Here is a 23,556-nt window from a genome sequence, read left to right on the forward strand (position 1 = left end):
CATGACGACGATCAACCCCCGAGCGATCTTTGGCACCCATACGACCGATTTTTCCAAGGCGGTGTTGCTGCCGAAACCTCAGCTTACGAAGATTACCGACCTTCCAGCCGAAAGGCAGTCCCAACTCAAACAGAGCTTGGCGGAGGTGGAAAATGCCTTCGCCGCCATACGGGAGACTCAGAAACGGACGCAGGAGCTGGAAAAAGGCTACGAGAGCAATGAGTTCAGCCCTCGCAGCATCACGTTGCTTGATCGCGAAGAGACATTGCATCAGATCGGGTATGTGAGCGAGTTGATCCAGAGCGGTCAGTCTGAGAACTACTCCCTCTCGACCAGTTACAATGGAAGAATCACGACCGACTTCCGCCAGTACGTTTACTGGCTCCAGCAGCATGCCAAGTCGCTGGAAGGCAGTGACGCGCCATCCACGCTGGCGCAAGTGTGAGGCCAGCGATGATTGATGTAGTGATTTCGTCTCCCACGCCAGGTTTGGCCGAGGCCATGAAGCAGGGTAAGCCCGGCTATGTGCGCCTCCGGCAGGAAGAGCTGTCGCCGGAACGGCGGGCCGAGATCGCGGAACGGATGGCGCAGGCCTTCGCGCATCAGTCGGACGTACTGCAAAAATTCGCTGACATGGATGCGCAACGCGCGGCGCTGGCCAAGGGGCCTGAGAATCATGTCATCGTCGCCCCGAATGTTTCTGGCCTGTCGCGTGAGCAAGCTGAACAGCAGATTTACTTCATGAGCGAACTCATCCAGTCCGGGCAGAGCGAAACCATGGCGCTCTCAACGGGGTATGGCGACATGGTCACCTCGAATTACCGGCAGTATGTCTACTGGCTGCAGCAGCATGTGAAGGAACTGGGCGGCGGCGGGCAATCTACGTTGGCGCAGGTGTAGGAGGGACGGCATGTCGAATATCTCGCTTTCGGCATACCGGAACTGGATTCCGACTTTCGATCCGAATCAATCGAAGTCGCTCTCCTATACAAAATGGGAAGATCGTTCGCCTGAGGATCGGGCAGAATCAATAAAAGCAAGGGCAGACGTTGTTGCCACTTTCAAGCGCTGGGTCGAAGTGGATCGTCAGATGGCGGCTGACGCGAAAGGTCATGAATCTCATTACCGGGGTGCGCCGAATGTCAATAACCTGACTCGCGAACAGGCGCTGTACCAAATCGAATACATGAGCGAGCTGATCCAGAGCGGCGAGGCCGAGAAAACCGCACTCTCTGCCGCGAAAGGGACACAGACCACCTCAAACTACCGGCAGTATGTCTATTGGGTGCAGCAGCATTTGGAGGCGCTGGACAGCGAAGGCGCGGGCCAGTGCACGCTGGCGCAGGCGTGAACGGGATCGAAATATTCCCCTTGCACTCTTTAAAACGGCATCCCGTTTCCTAGATCGTGATGCGCTGTTCATGCCCATCGTGAATCCCTCTGCCCACTGCCAGTCTCTGGCAGTTTTCATGTGTATGCAGGTTTGCGAAACCGCGCGGACCTCAATCGGCCTGACTCAGCACCTAATGGATATTACGCAGCATCAACCGGACCTGAGTCAGCACCGAATGGACCTGACTCAGCACTGAACCGACCGCACTCGCGCGCGAACGTCCGCCGTCGGCGCAAAGTTAAGTGCGCGGAAAGGCTCGCCAATCAGGAATTAGTACGAAATAAGCCGGAATAAGCGCCGATACGCCATGATAAGCGCCGATACGCCCGGATAAGAAAAATAAGCCGAAATAGCGTCAGAATAACGCCGGACTAAGCCCGCGTTCAGCTTTTCTGCTTCAGTCCCAGCAACCGGAACACCGGCGGCACGGCGATCACCACCACGGCGATGCGGAAGATATGCATGGACGCCACGATGGCGACCTCGACGCCGAGGCCGAGCGCCACCAGGCTCATCTCGGCCATGCCGCCGGGCGCCAGCACCAGCATCATCGCCTCGGTCTTGATGCCGGCCCAGTCGGCAAAGCCCAGCGTCATGCCGAGCGCCACGCCCAGCATCACCAGGGTGGCGAGCGCCGCCCAGGTGGCGATGCGGCCGACCTCTTTCAGCGGCGTGCCGACGAAGCGGCAGCCCAGCGCCGCGCCCATCACCACCTGCGCGATGGCGACGAGTTCGGGCGGCGGCGCGGCATGCGACCAGCCGAACAGATGCACCAGCGCCGAGACGATCATCGGACCGACCAGCTGCGCCGCCGGAATGCGCAGGAATTTCGCCGCATACCAGCCGGCACCGCCACACAGGATCAGCAGCGCGCCTTCATGCCATGGCAGCTGCCAGAAATGCGGGCCCTGCGCCATCGGCGGCACATTCAGCCCCTCGATGAAGCGGAAATAGACCGGCACCGTCATCACGGTGATGAAGATGCGCAGGGCATGTGTCAGGATGATGCTGCGGCCGTCGCCGCCGAAAGCCTCGCCCACCAGCGTCATTTCCTGCAACCCGCCAGGCGCCGCCGAGAAATACGCTGTCACCGGGTCGAGCCGCGCCATGCGGCGGAACATCCAGTAGCAGATGGTCGTGACGATCGGGATATAGGCCAGCATCAGGATGATCAGCCCGAGCCATTCGCGCGCGCGGTCGATCATCTCGGGCTTGAAGGCCGAGCCCAGCATCACGCCGATGATCACGATCATCACGGTGCGCAGCCGCGGCTCGACGCGCAGGGTGACCTTGCGGTCCAGCCCGGCCAGCACCGTCACGCCGGTGAAGAACATCGCGCCCAGCATCCAGGCCAGCGGCATGCGCAAGTATAGAAACACCGCGCCGCCGACCGCGCCGATCAGCAGGGCGGGAATGCTGGAACTGAGGTTGCGCAGCATCGTCGCTGTCGCGCGTCAGGCCGCGATATAGCGGCCCAGGCGGACCGCGGTCTGTCCGGGCTTCAGCCGCTTGGTCGGCATGATCAGCACGCAGTTGTCATAGGGCGTGGTGATCGGCGTCGCGCCATCATGCGCGATCACGGTGCCGGCCTGCGGAATCGATTCCAGCCCCATGTAGCTCTGCGCGAAGCTGAAGGTCTCGGTGGCGATGGTGACGGCGTCAGTCACCTCGACGAATTTCTGCTGCGCCGCCGGCAGCAGTGCCAGGCCATGGCGCGCAAGGTCGGCTTCGGTCGCCTGGCCGGTGGCCAGCAGGAAGCGGAACATGGTCTCGATGGCAACGGCGCGGCTCGCCTGTTCCCAATGCTGGCCGCATTCCACCAGCAGCGCATTCTTCGGGCTGCTGGGGTCGCCGAAGCCGCCGTAGTCGCGCATGCGCAGGCCCGCCTTGTGGCCCTGGTCGGCCACGACAGTTGCCGGCACGCCGACTTTCGCGGCGAACTCGCGGCCCTTCTGCAGCGGGCCAGCCAGCATCAGCGGCGGCGAGGGCTGCTGCATCGAATGCAGGTCGAGCAGCAGGTCGATCTCGGCCAGCAAAGGCTCGATCTCGCGCGCGCGGTCCAGTTCGATCGAGCGGCGGGTGCTGTCCAGCGCATTGGCGCCCCAGACGCGATTCATGTCCTCGTCGACAAAGCGCGAGGCGGTCGGCTCGTTCGGATCGAAGCGGGTGTAGGCCGCGACATTGCAGAAGATCAGCGTGAGTTTGCCGCGGGCCGGCCTGAATTTCTCGCGCAGCAGCAGGTCGAGCGCATGCGCGCCGCAGACCTCGTTGCCATGGATCAGCGCGGTGATCGCCACCTGCGGCCCCGGCCTGCCGGAGTCCAGCACATGCGCATAGGGAATGCCGGCATTGCCTTCGCGGTACTGGGTGATCGGAATGGGCAGCAGCGGATTGGCGGGCAGCGCGGACATAGGCGGCTCTGTATGATTCTGGTGAGGTGCTGTTGTTATACGCGTTAACCATGATGCGGCCCAGTCACAGGGAGATGACTTCAGGCGGGTTGAGGAAAATTCCACCCTCGGCTAAGCTGCAGACATGACCTCGATCTCTGGTACCTCCACGATCTCCAACGCGCTGAGCGGCCTCTCCAAGGCCGACCAGATGCTGATGGGTGCCGTGCAGGCGATGGCCGGCGGCAGCACCGATGTGGTCGAGCTTGGCGAAGTCGCCATGCAGCTGCAGATGGCCAAGGTCCAGTCCGCCATCAGCATCGAAGTCCTGCGCACCAGCCTCGAACTGGAAAAGCACTTCGTCGACCTGCTGGCCTAAGCCGGAAGATAGCGCCTCATCGCCACGCGATTGGCGGTGTCGAGCCCGGATGCCGCCTGCCGTGCGATGATGAAGCGCAGGCTGGGCCCGATCTGGTCGTCCGGCATCACATGAAATCCGAGCCGCGCATAATAGGGTGCATTCCATGGCACGCTGCGAAAGGTCGTGAGACAGAGCGCCGGCAGGCCGAGGCTGCGCGCCAGTGTTTCGGCGGCCGCGAGCAGCGGCACGGCGAGGCGATGCCCGGCATGATCGGGATGCACGGCCAGCTCCTGCACATAGAGGTCGCCGTCGATCTCGGTGCACAGGAGGAAACCGACCGGGTCGTCTGACGGCGCGGCCGCGACGAACAGCGCGCCATCGGTGATGCCATCGCGCAAGGCCGCCGCCGATGTCGGCTCATGCTGCGCCACTTCCGGATAGCCGACGGCGGCAAAGCTCTGTCCGGCGGCGCGCTCGATCTCGCGTAAGGCTTCGGCCTCAGAGGCGCGGGCAGGGCGGATGCGGTAGCTCATGGTCTGAGACTAACAAAAAAGGCCGGAGCAAGCTCCGGCCTTTGATGCTGCAGATGCGCCATGTTTCAGGCGAAAGCGTCTTCCCAGGACCCTTGCGTCGAGGCCTTGGAATATTCGGTGGCGCGGTTTTCGAAGAAGTTGGTGTGTTCCACGCCGTTCAGGATCGCATCCAGCCAGGGCAGCGGATTCTTCTCGATCCGGTACATCGGCTGCAGCTTGAGCTGCAGCAGGCGGCGGTCGGCGGTCCAGCGGATATAGTCCTTCACTTCCTGCGCGGTCAGGCCCTGAACGCCCTCGATCTCGAAGGCGAGATCGATGAAGGCATCTTCATGCTCCACGATGGTGGAGCAGGCGACATAGAGATCGCGCTGGAATTGCTCGGTCCAGACTTCCGGGTTTTCCTCCAGGAAGGTGTGGAACAGCTTGATGATCGAGTTGGTGTGCAGGCTTTCGTCGCGCACCGACCAGCTGACGATCTGGCCCATGCCCTTCATCTTGTTCCAGCGCGGGAAGTTCATCAGGATCGCGAAACTGGCGAACAGCTGCAGGCCTTCGGTGAAGGCGCCGAACACCGCCAGCGTCTTGGCGATGTCGGTCTTGGTGCTGACGCCGAACTGCTGCATGTAGTCGTATTTGTCCTTCATCTCCTTGTAGCGGAGGAAGGCCGAATACTCTTCTTCGGGCATGCCGATGGTGTCGAGCAGGTGGCTGTAGGCGGCGATATGCACGGTCTCGATATTCGAGAAGGCCGACAGCATCATCTGCACTTCGGTGGGTTTGAACACCTGCGCATAATGCTTCATGTAGCAGTTGTTCACTTCCACATCGGCCTGGGTGAAGAAACGGAAGATCTGCGTCAGCAGGTTCTTCTCGCCCGGCGTCAGCTTCTTCTGCCAGTCCTTCACGTCGTCGGCGAGCGGCACTTCTTCCGGCAGCCAGTGCAGGCGCTGCTGGGTCATCCAGGCTTCGTAGGCCCAAGGATATTTGAAGGGCTTGTAGACGGGCTTGGAGTCCAGAAGCGACATGTTTTCCTCACTGATTCTGAGGGGGCAATATCGCAATATCTGGTGGGGGCAGGCAAGCGTAAACCCCTACATCTGGGGTCTCAAACTGTGGATATTTCGTCCCGCCAGCCAGCCTGAGCTGTGGATGACTCGGCCGGGTCAGTCTTTTTGGGCCGCGATCAGCCCGTCGGCCAGGCTGCGGATCTCGACCTGCAGCCGGGCGATGTCGGCCGCCGGCACCGGCAGCAGGCAGCCCAGTTCGGCCCGCACGCGGCGGATTTCGGCCTTCAGCGCCTCGCCGGCGGGGGTGAGGGCGATGTCGACCTGGCGTTCGTCGGCGCGGCTGCGGCGGCGCAGCACCAGTCCGGCCTGTTCCATGCGCTTGAGCATGGGGGTGAGCGTGCCGGAATCGAGATGCAGGCGTTGGCCGATCTCCTTCACGGCGATGCCATCCTGCTCCCACAGCACCAGCATGACCAGATATTGCGGATAGGTGAGGCCGAGCGGTTCCAGCTTGTCGCGATAGAGTCGCGTCATCGCATTCGACGCGGCATACAGCGCGAAGCAGAGCTGGGTGTCGAGTTTCAGCGTGGTATCGGCGGACATGAGGTTCTGCAGCGTTAGGCGACGCCGGAGTAAGACACCCCGGCGTCGCGAGTCGCAGTTTACACGGTGGTTTCGAGCGTGGCTTCGATATTGCCGCGGGTCGCCTTCGAATACGGACAGACTTGGTGCGCCGCAGCGGTGAGTGCCTCGGCCTGGGCCTTGTCCATGCCCGGCAGGTTGACGGCGATCTTGGCGTTCAGGCCGAAGCTGGTTTCGTCCTTGCCGATACCGATCGTCACCGTGACGGTGTTCCCGGCGGGCAGCGTGATCTTCTGGTTGCGGGCGACAAGCCCCAGCGCGCCCTGGAAGCAGGCGGCGTAACCCGACGCGAAGAAGGTCTCCGGATTTGCGGCATTGCCGGGGCCACCGAGTTCCTTCGGCATGGCGAGCGTCATGTCGATGATGCCGTCGGCGGACTTCACCTGGCCGGCGCGGCCGCCGGTGGCAGTGGCGGTGGTGGTGTAGAGCGGGGTGATGGACATGGTGGTCTCCTCATTTGGTTCTTATGTCAGCGGCGGGGTGATCGGTGTGCCGTGGGATGGAAATGTATCGAAGAATTAAATTGTGCACAAGTTAATAGTGTGTGATGAATGGCACAGGCTGGCTATCTCCTGGAATCTACGGGGCCAGCCTCCACGGGGCTGAACAGCCGGATCGGCGCCTTCAGGCCGCGCAAGGCGTGCAGGCCGAGATCGTCCAGTCCGCCAGCTCCTGAATATTGGGTGATGCGTGCCGCGACCGGCTCGGTCAGCAGGATGTCGCGACCCAGCTCCTTGCTCAGGCCTTCCACGCGGGCGGTGGTGTTCACCGCGCGGCCGATCACAGTGAAATCCAGGCGTTGCGCCGCCCCGACATTGCCGAAGAAGACATCGCCTTCATGCAGGCCGATGCCGCTGCGCAAAGGCCGCCAGTACGGCAGCGCGGCCAGTTCTGGCGGCGGGTCGTCGTTGAGCGCGCGGATGCTGGCCAGCGCCGTCTGTGCCGCCGCCAGTGCCGCCTGTGAGGCCGCGGCTTCATCGCTGAAGGCAGAGTAGGGGAAGACGGCGAGCAGGCCGTCGCCGATGAATTTCAGCACCTCGCCGCCCTGCGCCAGGATCGCGGCCACCATGCGTTCGAAATACGCGTTCAGGACCACGATCATGTCGTCGCCCGAGAGGCGATCGGACAGATCGGTGAAACCGCGCAGGTCGGATGACCAGATGATGGCGCGGATCGCGGTGCCAGAACCGCGCTGGATATTGCCGCGCAGCACGCGTTCGCCGGCCGCAGGGCCCAGATAGGTGTCCAGCACATTGGTGGTGATCTGCTGCGCAATATGCCGCTGCACATGGCCCGAGACCAGCCGCAGGATGCGTTCAAGCTGCACATATTCAGAGTCGGAGAAGCCGTCCGGCGCCGCCGAGGCCACCGTGACGGCATTGTGATAGGCCACGCCGGTGAACAGCGGCAGCGCGCTGTAATCGACGATGCCCTGCGCAGCGAGGTCGGCCATCAGCGGATAGCGTGCGCGCAGTTCGGCATCGTCGGTGCGACCACGAAAGCTCTTGCCGTATTCGATCACCTGGAAGATCGGATTGCGGCGATAGGCGTCGGTCTTCAGCGCCGCCTCGGCCACCACCGTCTCGTCGCACAGGCCATCGGCGCGGTTCCAGTTCCAGGCATAGCCATAGAGCTGCGGATGCAATGTGCCGGCATGCAGGCTGGCGCGATCCAGCGGCAGGCCGGCGGCCACGATGCCCCAGACCAGCCGCTCGAAAAAGCCGAGCATGTCCTCTTCGGCCAGTGCATCGCCCAATAGCCAGTCTTCGAGCTGTGCAGGATCGGACACCGCAGGTGCCGCGGCTGGTCCGCGCGCGCCGCGTCGCAGCAGCGTGACAGCCGGCGGATAGCGGCGAGGGGCGGAATCTGGCATGCACATGTCTCCAGGGGCTGTCGAAATGCATAAGCCCGCAGTCATCAACTATGGCAGAAGCTGCCTGCTAACGCATTGAGACCCGGTAGAACTTTCCCTAGCAGGGTTAAGTCGCATTAACCCTTCGGTAATTTGTCTTAACATTCAACGAAGCGTCAGAATCACAACCTTTGGCACCCCGATTGCACTGCGCTATCCCGAATAACGAGAGGGATATTCCACATGTCGATCAGCGGTGCGATCAACGCGGCCATCTCCGGCCTGAAAGCGCAGGCTGCGGCCATCGCCATGATCGCCGACAATGTCGCCAATGCCAGCACGCCTGGCTACAAGGCGACGGAGTCAAGATTCCAGACCATGGTGACGCAGTCGAGCGCGCAGGCGAACATGCATTCGCCAGGCGGCGTGATCAACCAGCCCTATTTCGCCAACCAGGCGCAGGGCGGCATCACACAGACGGGATCCCCAACGTCGGTGGCGATCGCGGGGGCCGGCTTTCTCACTGTCTCCAAGGCGATCGGGGAAAATTCCGCGACGGGCGAGCCGATCTTCGAAGCGACCGACTACTTCACGCGCGTTGGCGATTTCACCCAGAATGCACAGGGCTATCTGGTCAACTCGGCGGGATATTACCTGCAGGCCTGGCCGATCGATCAACGCACCGGTGAAATCGATACGTCGCGCCTGACGGAAGTGCGTGTCAGCGATCTGCTGGAGGCGCCGGTGCCCACCAGTCTGGTCGACTATGCCGCAAACCTGCCATCCGAGGTGCTCGGCACCAACGGCAGCCTGCCGGCCGAACTGCCGGCCAGTTCCATCCAGGTCTATGACGCGCTGGGCAACGAACGCACGCTCAGCCTGAGCTGGACCAGGATCGGTGTGGGCAGCTGGACGCTCGAAGTCGAAGCTCCCGGCAGCACGCCGGCAACACTGGGCCCTGCGACGGTGGAATTCGGCGGATCGCTCGGCCTGGGCCCGGTTGCCGCCGGCACGATTTCGGCGCTGGCGACAGCGGGCGGACTGACGGGCGCGCCGGCTGGCGTGAACAACGATGCCTCCTTCAGCTTCAACCTGAATTTCGGCTCTGGCAACCAGGCGATCCGGCTGGACCTTGGCGCCTACGGCAACACCGCAGGCACCACACAATTCGCCAGCGACACGCTGACGCTGAATGACTTCAAGCAGAATGGCGCGCCACAGGGTGATTTCAAAAGCCTGGCCATCGATGAGAGCGGCGCGGTCGTGGTCACCTACGACAACGGCAATGTCAGGAAGCTCTATCAGCTTCCGATTGCCACCTTTGCCAACCCCGATGAACTGGACCGCGTGGACGGCAATGCCTTTGTCGCGACACCCGGTTCCGGCGCGGCAGTGTTCAAGTTTCCCGGCGGCAGCGGGGCCGGCGATCTCGTTTCAGCGGCCATCGAGGGCTCCAACGTGGATATCGCCGCGGAATTCGCCAAGCTGATCGTGGCGCAGCGCGTTTATTCGGCCAATGCGAGGATTCTCACAGCCGCCGATGAGCTGCTGCAGGAGATCATCAATATCCGGCGCTGATGGCGTCACGCCACGAGCAAGTTGGCGCCGGTGACGTGGCCGCACGTCAGGGTGGTGGCAATCCGCTGGAGAGGTCAGGGGTTATCAATACGTAACTCTGTTCTCCGGCTGCGATCCGCTACACCGGCAGGATGAATGCCGCCCTCATGCCATCCGTTCTGCCGCAGCGGAATATCGCCGCATTGCACGAATATCTTGCGAAGGTGCAGTCGGCACGGCTGGCCGAGTTTATTCGCTACATGCTGTCGATCCATCCGGCTGACCGGCTGCCATCGCGGTGCGACTTCGATCCGCTGCAAATCCCCAAGCTGCTGTCAGGCGTGGTGCTGGTCACGGTTCATCGCGAAGACATGCGCACGCGATTCAGGATGAAGGTTGTCGGACAGGATGTGATTGATGCCTCGCCGGTGAAAATCGGTCAGCGCTATCTCGATGAGATCATCACAGAACTGCCCAACGGATCGGTGATCATCGACACGCGGCAGGCGGTGCTGGAGACCGGCGTCGCCTATCTGCGTCAGGGTCCGCCCACCATGCCCTTCACCTTCAAGATGACGGTGCTGGAATACGTGCATTGCCCGCTGGCCGAGGATGGCGAGACCATCGACCAGATCGTTTCCTTCTTCAGCTATCGCGGTCACAAAGGGACGCCGAATCTGCCCACGCCATAGGGTGTGCTGCACTTGTATGCAAACCTCGGTCCCCAAAGGGATTTGCTGTCACCTTATCAAGTCGTAACTCTTCGGCGATCCGGCGATGGGTTATAACCATGGGCATGAAAGCCGCCCCGAAATCTCTCGTCCTGGCACAGCGAAACATCGCGACGCTGCAGGACTTCCTGCCGAAGGTGCAGCAGCACGGCGTGGCGCAGTTCATCCATCATGTGCTTTCGATCCATCCGGCCGAACGCCTGCCGTCGCGCAGGGATTTCGATCCGCTCGCCATTCCCGGCCTGCTGTCGGGCATCGCGCTGGCGACCGTGGAACGTGAGAACGGGCAGATTCGTCTGCGCATGAAAGTGGTGGGGCAGGACCTGGTCGATGCCTCGCCGGTGCGGCTGTCGCAGCGCTATCTCGATGAGGTTCTGATCGATCTGCCGGGTGCGGACATCATCCTGCGCAGCCGGCTGCAGGTGGTTGAAACCGGTTGCGCTTACTTGCGCAAGGGTGCGCCGTCGATGCCCTTCACCTACCGCATGATGGCGCTGGAATATGTGCACTGCCCGCTGTCGGACGATGGCGAAACAGTTGATCATATCCTGTCGTTTTTCAGCTACAGGCGCGTTCCCAGGAACGAATCTTTCTAGATCTGCTGCCCGCTGCGCTGCGGCAAAAAGCTGTCATGCGTTCTTTAAAAAATAATCACGGAACAGGGAGCCGCCATGCCCCGTTAGTGGCGCCAATCCAATGCGGTGCCTGACCGGGGAGGCTGACCATGGCGACCTATTACTTCGTCGTTGCCGAAGACGATATGTGGTGGGTTCGCGTGCGTGGCAGGGCTTACGGTGGTTTCCTGCTGCGCAGTCATGCCGTGAAGCAGGCGGTTCACTCCGCGCGCAAATGCCGTGGTGAAGCGCATGTCGTCGTACAGGAGCCGCAATTCCGCTGGCGCATCGAATGGTCGAGCCAGGCTGAGCCGCTCGCGGTGGATGCGGCGGGTATCGCTGCGGACGTGACTGTGCAGGACGGCCTGGCCGCCGGTTGATCGGTCAAGCTGCGCTGCCAGTAGTCAGGTGCCGGCTTCGTCGTTAGGCTGCTGCTGTCCTTCCGCGATGGCAGATGCAGAGCATGACCGATCACCGGCTTGAACCAACTCCTGAAAATGTTCACTGGGGCTTCTTCGACGCGACGCTGAAGCCTGCACTGAGTGTGGCTTCAGGCAGCAGCGTCACCATCCGCACGGTGTCCGGCGGCGCCGACATCCTGCCGTCCGACAGCAGCGGCCTTGCCGTGCTGTCTGAACATCGCCGCATCGTCGAGACGCTGAAGCCGGTGCTGCCCGGCCATATCCTGACCGGTCCGGTGGCGATCGAAGGCGCCGAGCCGGGCGACGTGCTGGAGGTGTGCATCGACGATGTGCGCCTGATCCAGGACTGGGGCTGGAACGCCAACCGCCCGCTGCGCGGCTCGCTGCCGCATCGTTTTCCGGAACAGCGCATTCTGCAGATTCCGATCAATCGCAATGCGATGACGGCGGCCTGTCCCTGGGGCACCACCATGCCGCTGCGGCCGTTCTTCGGCGTGATGGGGGTGGCGCCGCCGGCCAATTATGGCCGCGTCTCCACCATCGAGCCGCGCGAATACGGCGGCAATATCGACAATCGCGAACTGATCCCCGGCACCAAGCTGTATCTGCCAGTCTTCGTGCCCGGTGCGCTGTTCTCCACCGGCGACGGGCATGCCTGCCAGGGCGACGGCGAAGTGAACCTGACAGCGCTGGAAACCGCGCTGGAAGGCGACTTCACCTTCGTACTGCACAAGGGCCGCAAGCTGCCGCGCCCGCGCGCGGTGACGCCGACGCATCTGATCACCATGGCCTTCGATCCCGATCTGGACGATGCGGCAACACGCGCGCTGGAAGACATGATCGATGCGATGGTCAGCATCGCGGGCATGGCCGCCAATGATGCCTATGCGCTCTGCAGCCTGGGTTGCGACCTGCGCATCACCCAGCTGGTCGATGGCAATAAGGGCGTGCATGCCATGCTGCCCTTCGACCTGCTGCCGCAGGTGAAGCGGGACAATATCCCCGGTTTCCAGGTGTGATGGCCCGGCAGGCGGGAATGCTCACCCCATCGGATTATTGCGAATAGTTCGCATGTGCAGTATGGTCGGTTCAGTCGTGGAAACCGAGCGAGCCATTTGCCGTGTCCGGCAGGAATCTGAAGCAGTTGTTTCTGAGCTACCGGGCGGAAATCCACACCTACCTGGTCAAGCAGTTGCAGGATATCGAGCTTGCCGCTGACCTGACCCAGGAAACTTTCCTCCGCTACGCGCAGCAGCCGGACGACGGTGCCATCCTGCAGGAACGCGCCTATCTGTATCGCACGGCGCGCAACCTTGCGATCGACCACCTGCGCGCCAGACAGCGTCAGCAGACCAGAAGCACGCCGAATGAGGTATTGGCCGGCATCGCCGAGGATCGGCCGTCGCTGGAAGATGCCACCGATGCGAAGGAGCGCCTGGCCTTGCTGGAAGGCATTGTCGAAGAACTGCCGCTGCGCACGCGGCAGGTCCTCATCCTGATCCGGATCGAGGGGCGATCCTATTCCGAAACCGCCGAACTGATGCAGGTATCGATCAGCGCGGTGCAGAAGCACATGAATTTCGCGATCCGGTACATGACAAGCCGGTTGCGCAGATAGGGAGTGGGTAAATTTTTTGCGACGGACGACAAATAATCGGCCGTCTCGTTCGTCTTATAAGGAAGGCAAAGTACCAGCCGGGGAATGGACGTTCCGTGACCAGCAACGACCAGCAGCGTGGCAGGATAGAGAGTGAAGCGACCGACTGGCTGGTCTTGCAGACCGCCGGCAGGCTGGATACATGTGCCGAATCCGCCTTCGAGACCTGGATCGGACGCAGTCCGCTGCATCGCGCCGTCTATGACGAACTGCGCAACACCTGGGACAGCCTGGCAGAGCTGCAACGCAATCCCGGCCACCTGCTGCGCCATACCGCACTGTTGCATCGCAGGGCGCAGACCATGCCGCCGCCGCGCAGGCTGACGGCTGCGCTTGCCGCATTGGCGGCGAGCCTGCTGCTGATGGTCGCGCTGGGCGCCTCGATCTGGTTCGGCGATCTGGCCACACTTCTGACCGCCGACCACCGCAGCGCACGCGGCGAAGTCCGTTCCGTATTTCTGGCGGATGGCAGTCAAGTGGATCTTGGGCCCGCCAGCGCGATCAGGCTGCATTTCAATGCAGACGAACGGCGCATCGAGCTTCTGAGCGGCAGCGCTTTCTTCCATGCCGCGCCGCAGACGCTGGCAAACGGGCGACCTTTCATTGTCGAGACCGCAAACCTGTCGGTGCGTGCGCTCGGAACCCAGTTCGCCGTCGAGCGGCTGGCGGAGCGCGACATTGTGGCGGTGGCCGAGCATGATGTGGAAGTGACATTGCATGGCGCCGGCGAGCAGCGGATGGTGCTGTCGCCGGGACAGTCGATGCGATACCGCCATGGTGCGCCGCAGGGGAGTGTCGGCAGCATCGATCCACGTGAGATCGCCGCCTGGCGTTCGGGCAATCTCGTCTTCTACCAGGCTCCGCTGGGCGAGGTGGTGGCCGAACTCAATCGCTACCGCCGCAGCCGCATCGTGATCATGGACGACGAGCTTTCGGCGCGTGTCGTCTCGGGTGTGGTGCGGGCGGACGACCCCGACGGTGCCCTCAAGGTGGTGACCGACGAGCTGCGGGTGCGGAAGACGGAAGTGCCGCTCTTCGCAATAATTCATAAATAAATCAATAGTTTATATATAAAACGTACTTTTCCTGCCGGGAAATTTATCAAAACCGCCGGGTGCCGCGTCCTACAGGCAGGACTCGCAAGTGATAGGCATTTGCAGTCCATGCCTTATCGGCATTTCAGGGGGATTTCCAGGTATGGACGTGAAGTTGGCCGCACAGCAGGTGTTGGCAGACGGGAAACGCTATTCGGCGGGTCGTGGCCATTCGGTTCGCAGTCTGAGTGGTTTGGCGCCTTTGGCCGTCGGCACGATGATGATAGGCGCGGCCATCGCAGTGGTCCCACCCGCTTCGGCGCAGTCCGCAGCACCGGCGCAGGCGGTCGCGCAGCAGCGCCTGTCCTTCGACATTCCGGCACAGGATCTCAGTCGCGCCGTGCTGGCACTGGCTAACCGCGCATCGCTGCAGATCCTGTTCGATGGCGCGCAACTGCAGAATCTGCGCAGCACCACCGTCAGCGGCAACATGACCACGCAGGACGCGCTGGTGCGCATGCTGGAAGGCACCGGCATGACCTATCGCTTCACCGGTCCGACGACGGTGCGACTGGTGGAAATACCAAAGAGCAGCAGCGGCGCGGCGGTATTGCCGCCGCTGACGATCGAAGGCCAGGGCGGCTATGTCGAGACCGCGACCGGCCCGGTCGATGGCTACGTGGCGACGCGTTCGGCGACCGGCACCAAGACGGATACCCCGCTGATCGAAACACCGCAGTCGATCTCGGTGATTTCGCGCGAGCAGATCGCCGACCAGAATGCGCAAAGCCTGAACCAGGTGCTGCGCTACACCGCCGGTGTGACGCCGGAGACGCGCGGCGCAGTTGCCACGCGCTACGACATGTTTACCATCCGCGGTTTCGATGCGCAGCGCTACTGGAACGGCCTGAAGCAGCAGGGGCTGTATTACATCGAACCGCAGCTCGATCCGTATCTGATGGAGCGCGTCGAGGTGCTGAAGGGCCCGAGCTCGACGCTCTATGGCCAGGCGCCGGCCGGCGGCATTGCCAACCAGGTCAGCAAGCGTCCGGGCGAGACGGCGCTGAATGAGGTCGGTATTGAGGCCGGCAGCAACAATCACATGCGACTGACCGGCGACTTCTCCGGCAAGATCGATCCGGAGGGCAAGCTCCTCTATCGCTTCACGGGTGTCGGCATCAGTGAAGACGGCCAGATCAACATGACGGAAAACGAGAGGATCGCGATCGCACCGTCGGTCACCTGGCGGCCGGATGTCGATACCAGTCTCACGCTGCTGGGCCTGGTGCAGAGCGATCCGAAGGGCAATTCGTATGGCGGCATCCCGCCGCAGGGCACCGTGCTGCCCAGCCAGTTCGGCACCATCCCGGTCGACTTCTACGACGGCGATCCGAATTACGAGAAGATGGTCCGCCAGCAGCAGGCCCTGGGCTACGAATTCGACAAGCGCTTCACCGATGTGTGGAGCTTCCGCTCGAACGGCCGCGTGCACCACACCACGATGGCATATGACAGCATCTATGCCGACGGCATGCAGGCGGATGGCATCAACCTCAAGCGCGGCACCGCCAGTTCGCGCGAAAGCCTGATGACCTACGCCATCGACAACCAGGTCGAAACGCGCTTCGGCACTGGGCCTGTGAACCATACGATGGTGACCGGCTTCGACTACCAGCATCTCAACGGCAGCTATGCCACCGGCTTTGGCAGCGCGCCGGATCTGAATGTGTGGAATCCGATTTATTATCAGACGATCACGGCACCGGCGCGCAGCCGCAAGGAAAGCCGGGCCGAGCAGGTTGGCGTCTACACGCAGGACCAGATGCGCCTGGGCGGCTTCACCCTGACACTCGGTCTGCGCCATGATGACTCGCAGATCGACACCACGGATGAAACCGGCAAGGTCGTCAGACAGGACGACAGCGCCTGGACCGGCAAAGCCGGCCTGATGTACAACTTCGCCAACGGTATGGCGCCCTATATCAGTTATTCCGAGGCCTTCACGCCGCAGGGCGGCACCACTTTTGCCGGCGCGCCATTCAAGCCCGAGGAAGCGAAGCAGTATGAGGCGGGCCTGAAGTATCAGCCGCCCGGCACCCGCAGCCTCTACACGGTCGCAGTCTTCGATCTGACCCGCACCAATGTGAAGTCTGCCGATCCGGTCAACGCCTTCTATTCCCTCCAGACCGGTGAAGTGAAATCGCGCGGCCTGGAAATGGAGGCGCGCTTTGGTGTGACCGAGCAGCTTGACCTGATCGGTGCCTATACACTGCTGGATACCGAAGTGACCAAGGATACCGAGAACCAGGGCAACCGCCTTGCTGCGGTGCCGGAGCATCAGGCCTCGGCCTGGGCCGTGTATCGCATGCCCGCCGGATCCTACAAGGGACTGAGTCTCGGTGCCGGCGTGCGTTACACCGGTGAGACGGTCAACACCTCGAACAAGATCAGCGTTTCACCCGTGACGCTGGTCGATGCGATGGTCAGCTACGATCTTGGCGCGCTGTCGAACAACTTCGCCGGCATGGAACTGACCCTGAACGCGAAGAACCTGTTCGACACGACCTATGTCGCCTCCTGCTATTACGGCGACAGCTGGTGCGCCTATGGCTATGAGCGCACGATCACGGCGGGCCTGCGCTACCGCTGGTAAAACGTCTGTCTCCCTGCCGCTGCAAAGGCGGCAGGGAGTTTTTGCCGGTTTCATCCGGATATTCAGGCTTCCGCCGGGCATAAATTTGCCACACTGCGGCGCCACGCTGATGCGGAATCAGAAACTGAGCCGTGCACCGCAGGGGGGACCGCTGCATGCCTCTACGCAACGCATCGATCCTTCGATGCCGTGCGAAGGAGACGCACCATGGCGCATGTGACACAGGATCATTCATCGGACCATCGCCGGCCCAGGGCTGCTGCGGGAAGTGTTGCGCGCAGCTGGGAAGCCAGGCGCTGGGAAGCTAGGCGCTGGGAAGACTGGGGCAACATGGTCCTCGGCCTGCTGCTCGCGCTGTCGCCCTGGCTTCTGCGATTCACCGGCCTTGAGGGCGCCACGCTGAATGCGGTGATCATCGGCGGGCTGGTCTGTGCGCTGTCGGCGCTGGCGCTCACGCTGCTGGATCGCTGGGAAGCCTATATCAGCGGCCTGCTGGGCGTCTGGGCGATGCTGTCGCCCTGGCTGCTCGGCTTCACCGCCTATGACGTGGCGATGCTGGCCCATATCGGGCTTGGCGGGCTGGTCGTGGTGGTGGCCGCGATAGAAATCTGGCAGGGCGGTAAGCCCGATACCGCCGTATAAGATTCACTCAAAAGAAAACGGCCCGGAATGTCTCCCGGGCCGCTGATCTTCACCCCAACTCGCTGTCAGTGATTACTGGCAGGCCGATCTTACTGGCAGGAGAGGCACTCGTCGTAATCGACTGCTTCGCGCGGACCGCCGCCCGCAGCTGCAGCGGCCGCCATTGCGGCGAGCGGCAGTTCCACCTGCGGCGGCACGCCCATCGGACGTTCGCCCTCGTTGACCTTGCCGTTCAGCGGGATCGAAACCACGTTGGTCACAGCCTTTTCCGCCACGCCCTTGCCCGACACCGTCTCGGCGCGCTGGATCGACAGCGAGCGGCAGTAGTAGAGGCTCTTCACGCCCTTCTTCCAGGCCTGGAAGTGGATCTGGTGCAGGTCGCGCTTGTGCACGTTGGCCGGCAGGAAGATGTTCAGGCTCTGCGCCTGGCAGATGTAGGGCGTGCGGTCGGCCGCGAGATCGATCAGCCAGCGCTGGTCAATCTCGAAGGCGGTCTTGAACACGGCCTTCTCGTCATCCGACAGGAAGTCGAGATGCTGCACCGAGCCACCGTTGGTGGTGATCGACGACCAGGTGTCGACATCGTTCTTCTCATACTGCTCCAGCGTCTTCTCGAGATAGCGGTTGCGCACCGAGAAGGAGCCCGACAGCGTCTTGTGCGTGAAGGCATTGGCCACGTTCGGCTCGATGCCTGGCGAGGCGCCACCGGCGATGATCGAGATCGAGGCGGTCGGCGCAATCGCGATCTTGTGCGAGAAGCGCTCCATGATGCCGTATTCGGCGGCATCCAGGCAGGCGCCGCGTTCTTCGGCCAGCTTGCGCGAAGCAGTGTCGGACTGTTCCTTCACATGCTTGAAGATGGTGCGGTTCCACACCTTGGCCATCACGCTTTCCCACGGCACGCCATTGGCCTGCAGGAAGGAGTGGAAGCCCATCACGCCCAGGCCGATCGAACGCTCGCGCTCGGCGGCATAGCGCGCCTTGCTCATGCTGTCGGGCGCATTGGCGATGAAGTCGCTCAGCACGTTGTCGAGGAAGCGCAGGCAGTCCTCGATGAACAGCGGATGCTCTTTCCACTCGTGGAAGTATTCGAGGTTGAGCGACGACAGGCAGCACACGGCCGTGCGCTGCTGGCCATGGTGATCGATGCCGGTCGGCAGCGTGATTTCGCTGCACAGGTTCGAGGTCTTGACGCGCAGGCCGGCCAGCTTGTGATGCTCGGGCAGGGCGCGGTTCACATGGTCGATATAGACCAGGTAGGGCTCGCCGGTCTCGATCCGGGCGGTGAGGATGCGGATCCACAGCGCGCGGGCCGAGACAGTGCGCTGCACGGTCTGGTCATGCGGGCTCAGCAGGGCCCACTGCTCGTCGGCTTCCACGGCCCGCATGAAGGCGTCCGAGATCAGGATGCCGTTATGCAGGTTCAGCGCCTTGCGGTTCGGGTCGCCGCCGGTCGGGCGGCGGATTTCGATGAATTCCTCGATTTCCGGATGGTCGACGGGCAGGTAGCAGGCGGCCGAGCCACGGCGCAGCGAACCCTGGCTGATCGCCAGCGTCAGGCTGTCCATGACGCGGATGAAGGGGATGATGCCCGAGGTCTTGCCGTTCTGACCGACCTTTTCGCCGATCGAACGCAGGTTGCCCCAGTAGCTGCCGATGCCGCCGCCGCGCGCCGCCAGCCAGACATTCTCGTTCCACAGGCCGAGGATGCCGTCGAGGCTGTCGTTGGCTTCGTTCAGGAAGCAGCTGATCGGCAGGCCGCGGTTGGTGCCGCCATTCGACAGCACCGGCGTCGCCGGCATGAACCAGAGCTTGCTGATGTAGCTGTACATGCGCTGGGCATGCGCCGTGTCGTCGGCATAGTGACCGGCCACGCGGGCGAACAGGTCCTGGTAGGACTCGCCGGGCAGCAGATAACGGTCATCCAGGGTGGCCTTGCCGAAATCGGTGAGGAGGCGGTCGCGGCTGCGGTCAACGTCGATACGAATGCCGCGTTCGGTCTGCAGAGTATTGAGCACGGATTGTGTCCCCTTATTTATCGCGGTCGGGGTTTCGCCATTGCGGGGCCCGACCGGCCGTAGATCATGAATCTCAAGGTTCCGTCCGTTGCTCTGTCCCGGCGGCCGCGCACCCCGCCCTTTCACCCTCGAAATCCCACAAAAAAGGCCCCAGATCGGGCTTTCGAGAGCGGCGCAGCGTCGTCACGAAACAGGTCCAACGAACACAACATATGGTACTCACGGTTAAGGGAGGGTCAATACAGTGTATGTGACACGACTGTAAAAAAACTTATTGACGGACTCAGCGCAGCGTGAACCCCCTGATTTTATGCCGTGTCGCGCACGGAGGGCATTTTTCGGGGGTCGCGAAAATCTTATCCCCGCTATCCACAGGGGCCGATTCACGGCTCGGATGCAGTGGATATAGAGGCCGCAGGCAAGGCTGCGTTAACCATTGGGACCCTAAATATTGTGTGCTACCGGCGCGCGTTTTCCGTCGCGGGCCGGTCGTTGTGTGTTTCAATGCGTGAAGATGACGCGATCCGACCGGGCCTGGACACCGATTCCTGAGCCCCGACGGGGGAGGTTGCGATGCTGATCAAACATCCGCGTGCCGATATGGCCGCCAATGCCGCGAAATCGGCGAGCGAACAGGCGATTGGCGAGGCCGAGGGCCGGGCCGCCGCCCTGGTCGGTACGCCCATGCTGGAGCGTCGCCGCCAGATCATGGTTGGCGTGGGTGCGGGCATCAGCCTGCTCTGGATCATCTTCTGTGTCAGCTACATCAACAGCTCGATCGGCTGGACCAACCTGTGGCATGCGCTGCCGCACGAGATCGGCGCCTTCATCGCCGGTGTCGCCGCGCCGCTCGCCTTCCTCTGGCTGATGCTGCTCAACATGTGGCGTGGCATGGCGATCAAGCGCCAGTCCGCCGCCCTGCATGAGCTGCTGCTCGACCTGAGCTATCCCACCCCGGAAGCCGAACGCCGCGTCTCGGCGCTGGCCGGCGCACTGCGTCGTCAGGCGCGCGAGATGGAAGAGGCCGCGCAGTCGGCCACCGCGCAGATCGCCACCCTGGGTGAAACCATGGCCGGCCAGCAGCAGGAACTGCTGGCTGCGGCCAGCGGCGCCCGTGAGCAGGTCGCCCAGCAGGCGCGCCAGATTACCGGCACGCTGCACCAGTCCTCGCAGTCGCTGCTGTCGGCTGCCGAACAGGTCAACCGCGATCTCGACAATACCGTGAAGGGCCTCGCCGGCCGCTTCGAGGAGCAGAGTCGCGCGCTGGTCGATGCCGCCGACAAGGTCGGCACCGAAATGAATTCCAAGGTCACCGGTCTGGGCCAGACCGTCTCGACCCAGGCGCAGGTGCTGCTGCAGGCTGCCGATGTGATCGTGCGCGAGGTGGAAACCGCCCGCGGCATCTTCCAGGGCAAGGCCACCGAGATCGCCCGCATTACATCTGCCATCCAGTTCCAGAATGATCGCGTCGACGAACTGTCGCGCCGCCATGGCGAGCTGATGGACCAGGCCGTGACCCGCGCCGCCGAAGTGGCGCAGCAGATCACCGAGCAGCTCGAACACAAGATCGTTGCGCTCGAACAGGCTGTCACCCGCGCCGGCGGCGAAGCCGGCCGCATCGGCCTTGGCTTTGCCGAAAGCGCCCAGATCATCACCACGGCTGCCGAAGTCACGGTGGCGCGCGCCACTGCAGCCAGCGAAAGCTTCGGCCGCGAGACCCTGGTGTTCAGCAATGCCAGCCAGAAGGTGATCGACACCGCCGAGGCCGCCGGCACCGTGTTGCGCGAGCGCGTGCGCGAGATCGAGCATGCCACCGGCACCACGATCAGCCGCATCCGCGACATCGGCGAAACCATTCGCTCGGAAGTCGGCGCGCTCGACGACCAGGGCGCTCGCGTGGCCGAACGGCTGCGCGTTTCCAGTGACGACATGCGCACCCGCACCAGCGCGCTGGAACAGGCAGGCGCCGGCGCGACGCGCCAGGCCGATGCCTTTGCCGAGGCCGCAACCCAGGCCGAACAGCGCCTCAAGCTCACCGGCGACCTCGTGCGCCATCAGGCCGACCAGCTCGGCTCTGCCGCCGAACTGGCCGACCAGCGTCTGGCCCAGGCCGGCGATGCGCTGCGCCGCGAAGGCGCCAGCATGACGCAGACCCTGCAGCAGATTGCCGACCGAGCCATGCGCACCGGCGACGAGCTGAAGCAGCGCGCCGACACGCTGGATGAAACCGCAGGCCGTGCGCTGTCCAAGATCGGTGAGGCCGATGACAGCATCCGTTCGCGCATCGAGACGCTGGCCCAGTCGGGCCGTGATGCCACCGCCATGGCGGCGCAGGTGCAGGACACCATGCAGCAGGCCAATGCATTGCTGGCGCAGGCCGCCCAGCGCACCGACGACCAGATCGGCGCCGCCGGCGCATTGCTGCGCGGCCATGCCGAGCAGTTCGGCATCACCATCGATGGCGTTGCCAGGCGCATCACCGAAACCGGCACTGCCGTGCGCGATCAGGTGGACGGTCTCGACCAGGCCGCCGCCCGCACGGCCCAGCGCCTGCGTTCGGCCGGCGAGAGCGCCGGTCAGGATGCCGTGCAATTGCAGTCCGCCGCCGAACGCGCCTCGCAGCGCCTGCATCAGGTCAGCGAGACCGCGCAGATTCAGGCTCATGCTTTGAGCGCCGCGTCGGAACGTGCGGCGATGGAATCCCAGCTTGCCGGCAGCGCCGCACAGGCGCGCGCCAAGGATCTGCAGGATCTGGCCCTGAAGGTGGCCGAGGCGATGGCGACGCTGGCTGAACGGGCCACGGCGCAGACCTCGGCACTGCTGGCCATGAGCGACAAGGCGCAGATCGAGACGCAGGCGCTCAATGCCGCCGCGGAGAAGGCGACCGGCAGTATCAACACCGCTGGCGACACCGCGCGCATCCGTTCCGTCGAACTGGGCGATGCGGCGCAGAGCGTGGTCGATCGCACGCTGGAACTGCGCAGCACCATCCACGAACAGGCCGGCGCGCTCACCTCGCTGTCGTCCGAACTCACCCGTCAGGCCGAAAGCATCCGCGAGAACTTCCGCGGCCGTGTGCAGGAACTGGCCGAGGCGTCGGATGCGGCAATCCTCAAGACCGCCAATATCGGCGACAGCTTCCGCCGCCAGGCGACGGAAGTCGCCCGCGTGTCGGACGAAGCCGTTACCCGCGTCGAGCAGGTCGGCGCGACCTTCGATGCGCGCGCCCGCGAGATCAACCTCGCGGTGGGCAACGCCTCGGGCCGCATCGACGATGCCAGCGAAGTGCTGCGCAACCGTACGCGCGAACTGGCCAATATCGTTGAAGACGCGATGAAGCAGACCGACCGGATGAGCGACGGTTTCCGCCGCCAGGCCGACGAGGTCGATACGCGCGCCGCACGCCTGTCGGAAAAGGTCACCGAGATCGGCGAACGCATGGCGCGCACCGGCACCGAGTTCGGCGCCGTGACCGACCGCGCCAGCGCACGCGCCGCCGAAACCGCCGAGACGCTGGGCCAGCGCGCGCAGGAACTGGCCTCGGCCGCAGCACGCGCCGCCAGCGAGGCAGCCTCTGCCGAAGCCAGCCTCAAGGCCGATGCCAAGGCGCTGGCCGAAGCCGCCCGCACCGCGAGCGTGGAAGCCGAATCCTTGCGCAAGGCGACGCAGGCGCTGCGCGGCGAGCAGTTCCTCAAGACGGCAGCGTTTATCACCGGGCACCTCAACTCGATGGCCATCGACATTTCGCGCCTGCTGAATCGCGACCTGTCGGAAGAACTGTGGCGCCGCTACTACAAGGGCGAGCGCGGCCTGTTCACCCGCAAGCTGATCGACCAGCGCGACCTCGACAAGATCCGTGGCAAGTATCAGGAGAACGGCGAGTTCCGCGACTTCACGGATCGTTACGTGGCCGAATTCGAGCGCGTGCTGGCCGGCGCCAAGGGCGTGGAACACGAGGAATTGCTGACCTCGGCCTTCGTCACCGCCGATATCGGCAAGGTCTATCTGCTGCTGCGCGAGGCGGTGGGCAAGTCGAGGCAGTAGGGTTAT

At 63.3% G+C, this 23,556-nt stretch carries 22 protein-coding genes; 14 read left to right on the top strand and 8 right to left on the bottom strand.

The features are described from left to right. Position 1: 1 nt before the first annotated feature. The 3 genes from FNB15_RS13480 to FNB15_RS13490 are packed head-to-tail and all read left to right on the top strand — an operon-like array spanning position 2 to position 1,351. On the top strand, positions 2-445 hold the full coding sequence (locus tag FNB15_RS13480) for a hypothetical protein (protein WP_144069199.1): 444 nt from the start codon (positions 2-4) through the stop codon (positions 443-445). 8 nt (positions 446-453) lie between these two features. Further along, positions 454-900: a hypothetical protein gene (locus FNB15_RS13485; RefSeq protein ID WP_144069200.1), complete on the top strand. Its 447-nt coding sequence runs from the start codon at positions 454-456 to the stop codon at positions 898-900. A gap of 10 nt (positions 901-910) precedes the next feature. Next, complete coding sequence (locus FNB15_RS13490) at positions 911-1,351, top strand: polysaccharide deacetylase family protein (protein WP_144069201.1); 441 nt, start codon at positions 911-913, stop codon at positions 1,349-1,351. A 425-nt stretch (positions 1,352-1,776) separates the two neighbouring features. Here FNB15_RS13490 and FNB15_RS13495 read toward each other — a convergent pair whose 3' ends face one another. Both FNB15_RS13495 and FNB15_RS13500 read right to left on the bottom strand, forming a co-directional pair. Then, entirely contained in the window at positions 1,777-2,832 is a 1,056-nt protein-coding gene (locus FNB15_RS13495) for an AbrB family transcriptional regulator (protein WP_144069202.1), read from the bottom strand. A 15-nt stretch (positions 2,833-2,847) separates the two neighbouring features. Next, a complete protein-coding gene (locus FNB15_RS13500; protein WP_144069203.1) occupies positions 2,848-3,804 on the bottom strand; it encodes a M14 family metallopeptidase in 957 nt (318 codons plus the stop codon). A gap of 124 nt (positions 3,805-3,928) precedes the next feature. Between FNB15_RS13500 and FNB15_RS13505 the strand changes: the two genes are divergently transcribed. Then, a complete protein-coding gene (locus FNB15_RS13505) occupies positions 3,929-4,162 on the top strand; it encodes a hypothetical protein (protein WP_144069204.1) in 234 nt (77 codons plus the stop codon). On the opposite strand, the gene FNB15_RS13510 is transcribed toward FNB15_RS13505, so the two are convergent. The 5 genes from FNB15_RS13510 to FNB15_RS13530 form a co-directional block, all read right to left on the bottom strand. Beyond that, on the bottom strand, positions 4,159-4,677 hold the full coding sequence (locus FNB15_RS13510) for a GNAT family N-acetyltransferase (RefSeq protein WP_144069205.1): 519 nt from the start codon (positions 4,675-4,677) through the stop codon (positions 4,159-4,161). The two genes, FNB15_RS13505 and FNB15_RS13510, sit on opposite strands and share 4 nt — an antisense overlap. A 65-nt stretch (positions 4,678-4,742) precedes the next feature. After that, positions 4,743-5,702: a ribonucleotide-diphosphate reductase subunit beta gene (locus tag FNB15_RS13515; protein ID WP_144069206.1), complete on the bottom strand. Its 960-nt coding sequence runs from the start codon at positions 5,700-5,702 to the stop codon at positions 4,743-4,745. Between the two features lie 138 nt (positions 5,703-5,840). After that, positions 5,841-6,287, bottom strand: a complete 447-nt coding sequence (locus tag FNB15_RS13520; RefSeq protein ID WP_144069207.1) for a MarR family winged helix-turn-helix transcriptional regulator — start codon at positions 6,285-6,287, stop codon at positions 5,841-5,843. Between the two features lie 59 nt (positions 6,288-6,346). Next, the gene (locus FNB15_RS13525; protein WP_144069208.1) at positions 6,347-6,769 is read right to left on the bottom strand and encodes an Ohr family peroxiredoxin; all 423 of its coding nucleotides are present in this window, start codon (positions 6,767-6,769) and stop codon (positions 6,347-6,349) included. 122 nt (positions 6,770-6,891) lie between these two features. After that, entirely contained in the window at positions 6,892-8,199 is a 1,308-nt protein-coding gene (locus FNB15_RS13530; protein WP_185973548.1) for an adenylate/guanylate cyclase domain-containing protein, read from the bottom strand. Positions 8,200-8,421: 222 nt separating this feature from the next. Here FNB15_RS13530 and FNB15_RS13535 point away from each other — a divergent pair, with 222 nt between their 5' ends. From FNB15_RS13535 to FNB15_RS13575, 9 genes are all read left to right on the top strand, one after another. Beyond that, entirely contained in the window at positions 8,422-9,756 is a 1,335-nt protein-coding gene (locus FNB15_RS13535; protein WP_144069210.1) for a flagellar hook protein FlgE, read from the top strand. 146 nt (positions 9,757-9,902) lie between these two features. After that, positions 9,903-10,427, top strand: coding sequence for a PAS domain-containing protein (locus FNB15_RS13540; protein ID WP_144069211.1), 525 nt, complete (start codon positions 9,903-9,905; stop codon positions 10,425-10,427). A 98-nt stretch (positions 10,428-10,525) separates the two neighbouring features. Further along, on the top strand, positions 10,526-11,062 hold the full coding sequence (locus FNB15_RS13545; protein ID WP_144069212.1) for a PAS domain-containing protein: 537 nt from the start codon (positions 10,526-10,528) through the stop codon (positions 11,060-11,062). Between the two features lie 128 nt (positions 11,063-11,190). Then, positions 11,191-11,460, top strand: a complete 270-nt coding sequence (locus FNB15_RS13550) for a hypothetical protein (RefSeq protein WP_144069213.1) — start codon at positions 11,191-11,193, stop codon at positions 11,458-11,460. Between the two features lie 83 nt (positions 11,461-11,543). Continuing rightward, positions 11,544-12,521: an acetamidase/formamidase family protein gene (locus tag FNB15_RS13555; RefSeq protein WP_144069214.1), complete on the top strand. Its 978-nt coding sequence runs from the start codon at positions 11,544-11,546 to the stop codon at positions 12,519-12,521. A 101-nt stretch (positions 12,522-12,622) separates the two neighbouring features. Further along, the gene (locus FNB15_RS13560; RefSeq protein WP_144069215.1) at positions 12,623-13,120 is read left to right on the top strand and encodes an RNA polymerase sigma factor; all 498 of its coding nucleotides are present in this window, start codon (positions 12,623-12,625) and stop codon (positions 13,118-13,120) included. Positions 13,121-13,215: 95 nt separating this feature from the next. Beyond that, positions 13,216-14,214 (top strand): FecR family protein, encoded by a 999-nt coding sequence (locus tag FNB15_RS13565; RefSeq protein ID WP_144069216.1) that lies wholly within the window; start codon positions 13,216-13,218, stop codon positions 14,212-14,214. A gap of 142 nt (positions 14,215-14,356) precedes the next feature. After that, on the top strand, positions 14,357-16,846 hold the full coding sequence (locus FNB15_RS13570) for a TonB-dependent siderophore receptor (protein ID WP_144069217.1): 2,490 nt from the start codon (positions 14,357-14,359) through the stop codon (positions 16,844-16,846). A gap of 207 nt (positions 16,847-17,053) precedes the next feature. Next, positions 17,054-17,488: an SPW repeat protein gene (locus FNB15_RS13575; protein ID WP_144069218.1), complete on the top strand. Its 435-nt coding sequence runs from the start codon at positions 17,054-17,056 to the stop codon at positions 17,486-17,488. Between the two features lie 89 nt (positions 17,489-17,577). On the opposite strand, the gene FNB15_RS13580 is transcribed toward FNB15_RS13575, so the two are convergent. Then, a complete protein-coding gene (locus FNB15_RS13580; RefSeq protein WP_185973549.1) occupies positions 17,578-19,506 on the bottom strand; it encodes a ribonucleoside-diphosphate reductase subunit alpha in 1,929 nt (642 codons plus the stop codon). A 573-nt stretch (positions 19,507-20,079) separates the two neighbouring features. Here FNB15_RS13580 and FNB15_RS13585 point away from each other — a divergent pair. Next, the gene (locus FNB15_RS13585; protein WP_144069219.1) at positions 20,080-23,550 is read left to right on the top strand and encodes a hypothetical protein; all 3,471 of its coding nucleotides are present in this window, start codon (positions 20,080-20,082) and stop codon (positions 23,548-23,550) included. Positions 23,551-23,556: the final 6 nt, after the last annotated feature.

This window comes from Ferrovibrio terrae (genome assembly GCF_007197755.1).
Classification (GTDB): Bacteria; Pseudomonadota; Alphaproteobacteria; order Ferrovibrionales; family Ferrovibrionaceae; genus Ferrovibrio; species Ferrovibrio terrae.

Excerpts from the sequence above, each read along its gene's own strand:
- FNB15_RS13480 (WP_144069199.1), top strand. The coding sequence starts at position 2 with ATGACGACGATCAACCCCCGAGCGATCTTTGGCACCCATACGACCGAT.
- FNB15_RS13485 (WP_144069200.1), top strand. The coding sequence starts at position 454 with ATGATTGATGTAGTGATTTCGTCTCCCACGCCAGGTTTGGCCGAGGCC.
- FNB15_RS13490 (WP_144069201.1), top strand. The coding sequence starts at position 911 with ATGTCGAATATCTCGCTTTCGGCATACCGGAACTGGATTCCGACTTTC.
- FNB15_RS13495 (WP_144069202.1), bottom strand. The coding sequence starts at position 2,832 with ATGCTGCGCAACCTCAGTTCCAGCATTCCCGCCCTGCTGATCGGCGCG.
- FNB15_RS13500 (WP_144069203.1), bottom strand. The coding sequence starts at position 3,804 with ATGTCCGCGCTGCCCGCCAATCCGCTGCTGCCCATTCCGATCACCCAG.
- FNB15_RS13505 (WP_144069204.1), top strand. The coding sequence starts at position 3,929 with ATGACCTCGATCTCTGGTACCTCCACGATCTCCAACGCGCTGAGCGGC.
- FNB15_RS13510 (WP_144069205.1), bottom strand. The coding sequence starts at position 4,677 with ATGAGCTACCGCATCCGCCCTGCCCGCGCCTCTGAGGCCGAAGCCTTA.
- FNB15_RS13515 (WP_144069206.1), bottom strand. The coding sequence starts at position 5,702 with ATGTCGCTTCTGGACTCCAAGCCCGTCTACAAGCCCTTCAAATATCCT.
- FNB15_RS13520 (WP_144069207.1), bottom strand. The coding sequence starts at position 6,287 with ATGTCCGCCGATACCACGCTGAAACTCGACACCCAGCTCTGCTTCGCG.
- FNB15_RS13525 (WP_144069208.1), bottom strand. The coding sequence starts at position 6,769 with ATGTCCATCACCCCGCTCTACACCACCACCGCCACTGCCACCGGCGGC.
- FNB15_RS13530 (WP_185973548.1), bottom strand. The coding sequence starts at position 8,199 with ATGCCAGATTCCGCCCCTCGCCGCTATCCGCCGGCTGTCACGCTGCTG.
- FNB15_RS13535 (WP_144069210.1), top strand. The coding sequence starts at position 8,422 with ATGTCGATCAGCGGTGCGATCAACGCGGCCATCTCCGGCCTGAAAGCG.
- FNB15_RS13540 (WP_144069211.1), top strand. The coding sequence starts at position 9,903 with ATGCCATCCGTTCTGCCGCAGCGGAATATCGCCGCATTGCACGAATAT.
- FNB15_RS13545 (WP_144069212.1), top strand. The coding sequence starts at position 10,526 with ATGGGCATGAAAGCCGCCCCGAAATCTCTCGTCCTGGCACAGCGAAAC.
- FNB15_RS13550 (WP_144069213.1), top strand. The coding sequence starts at position 11,191 with ATGGCGACCTATTACTTCGTCGTTGCCGAAGACGATATGTGGTGGGTT.
- FNB15_RS13555 (WP_144069214.1), top strand. The coding sequence starts at position 11,544 with ATGACCGATCACCGGCTTGAACCAACTCCTGAAAATGTTCACTGGGGC.
- FNB15_RS13570 (WP_144069217.1), top strand. The coding sequence starts at position 14,357 with ATGGACGTGAAGTTGGCCGCACAGCAGGTGTTGGCAGACGGGAAACGC.
- FNB15_RS13575 (WP_144069218.1), top strand. The coding sequence starts at position 17,054 with ATGGCGCATGTGACACAGGATCATTCATCGGACCATCGCCGGCCCAGG.
- FNB15_RS13585 (WP_144069219.1), top strand. The coding sequence starts at position 20,080 with ATGCTGATCAAACATCCGCGTGCCGATATGGCCGCCAATGCCGCGAAA.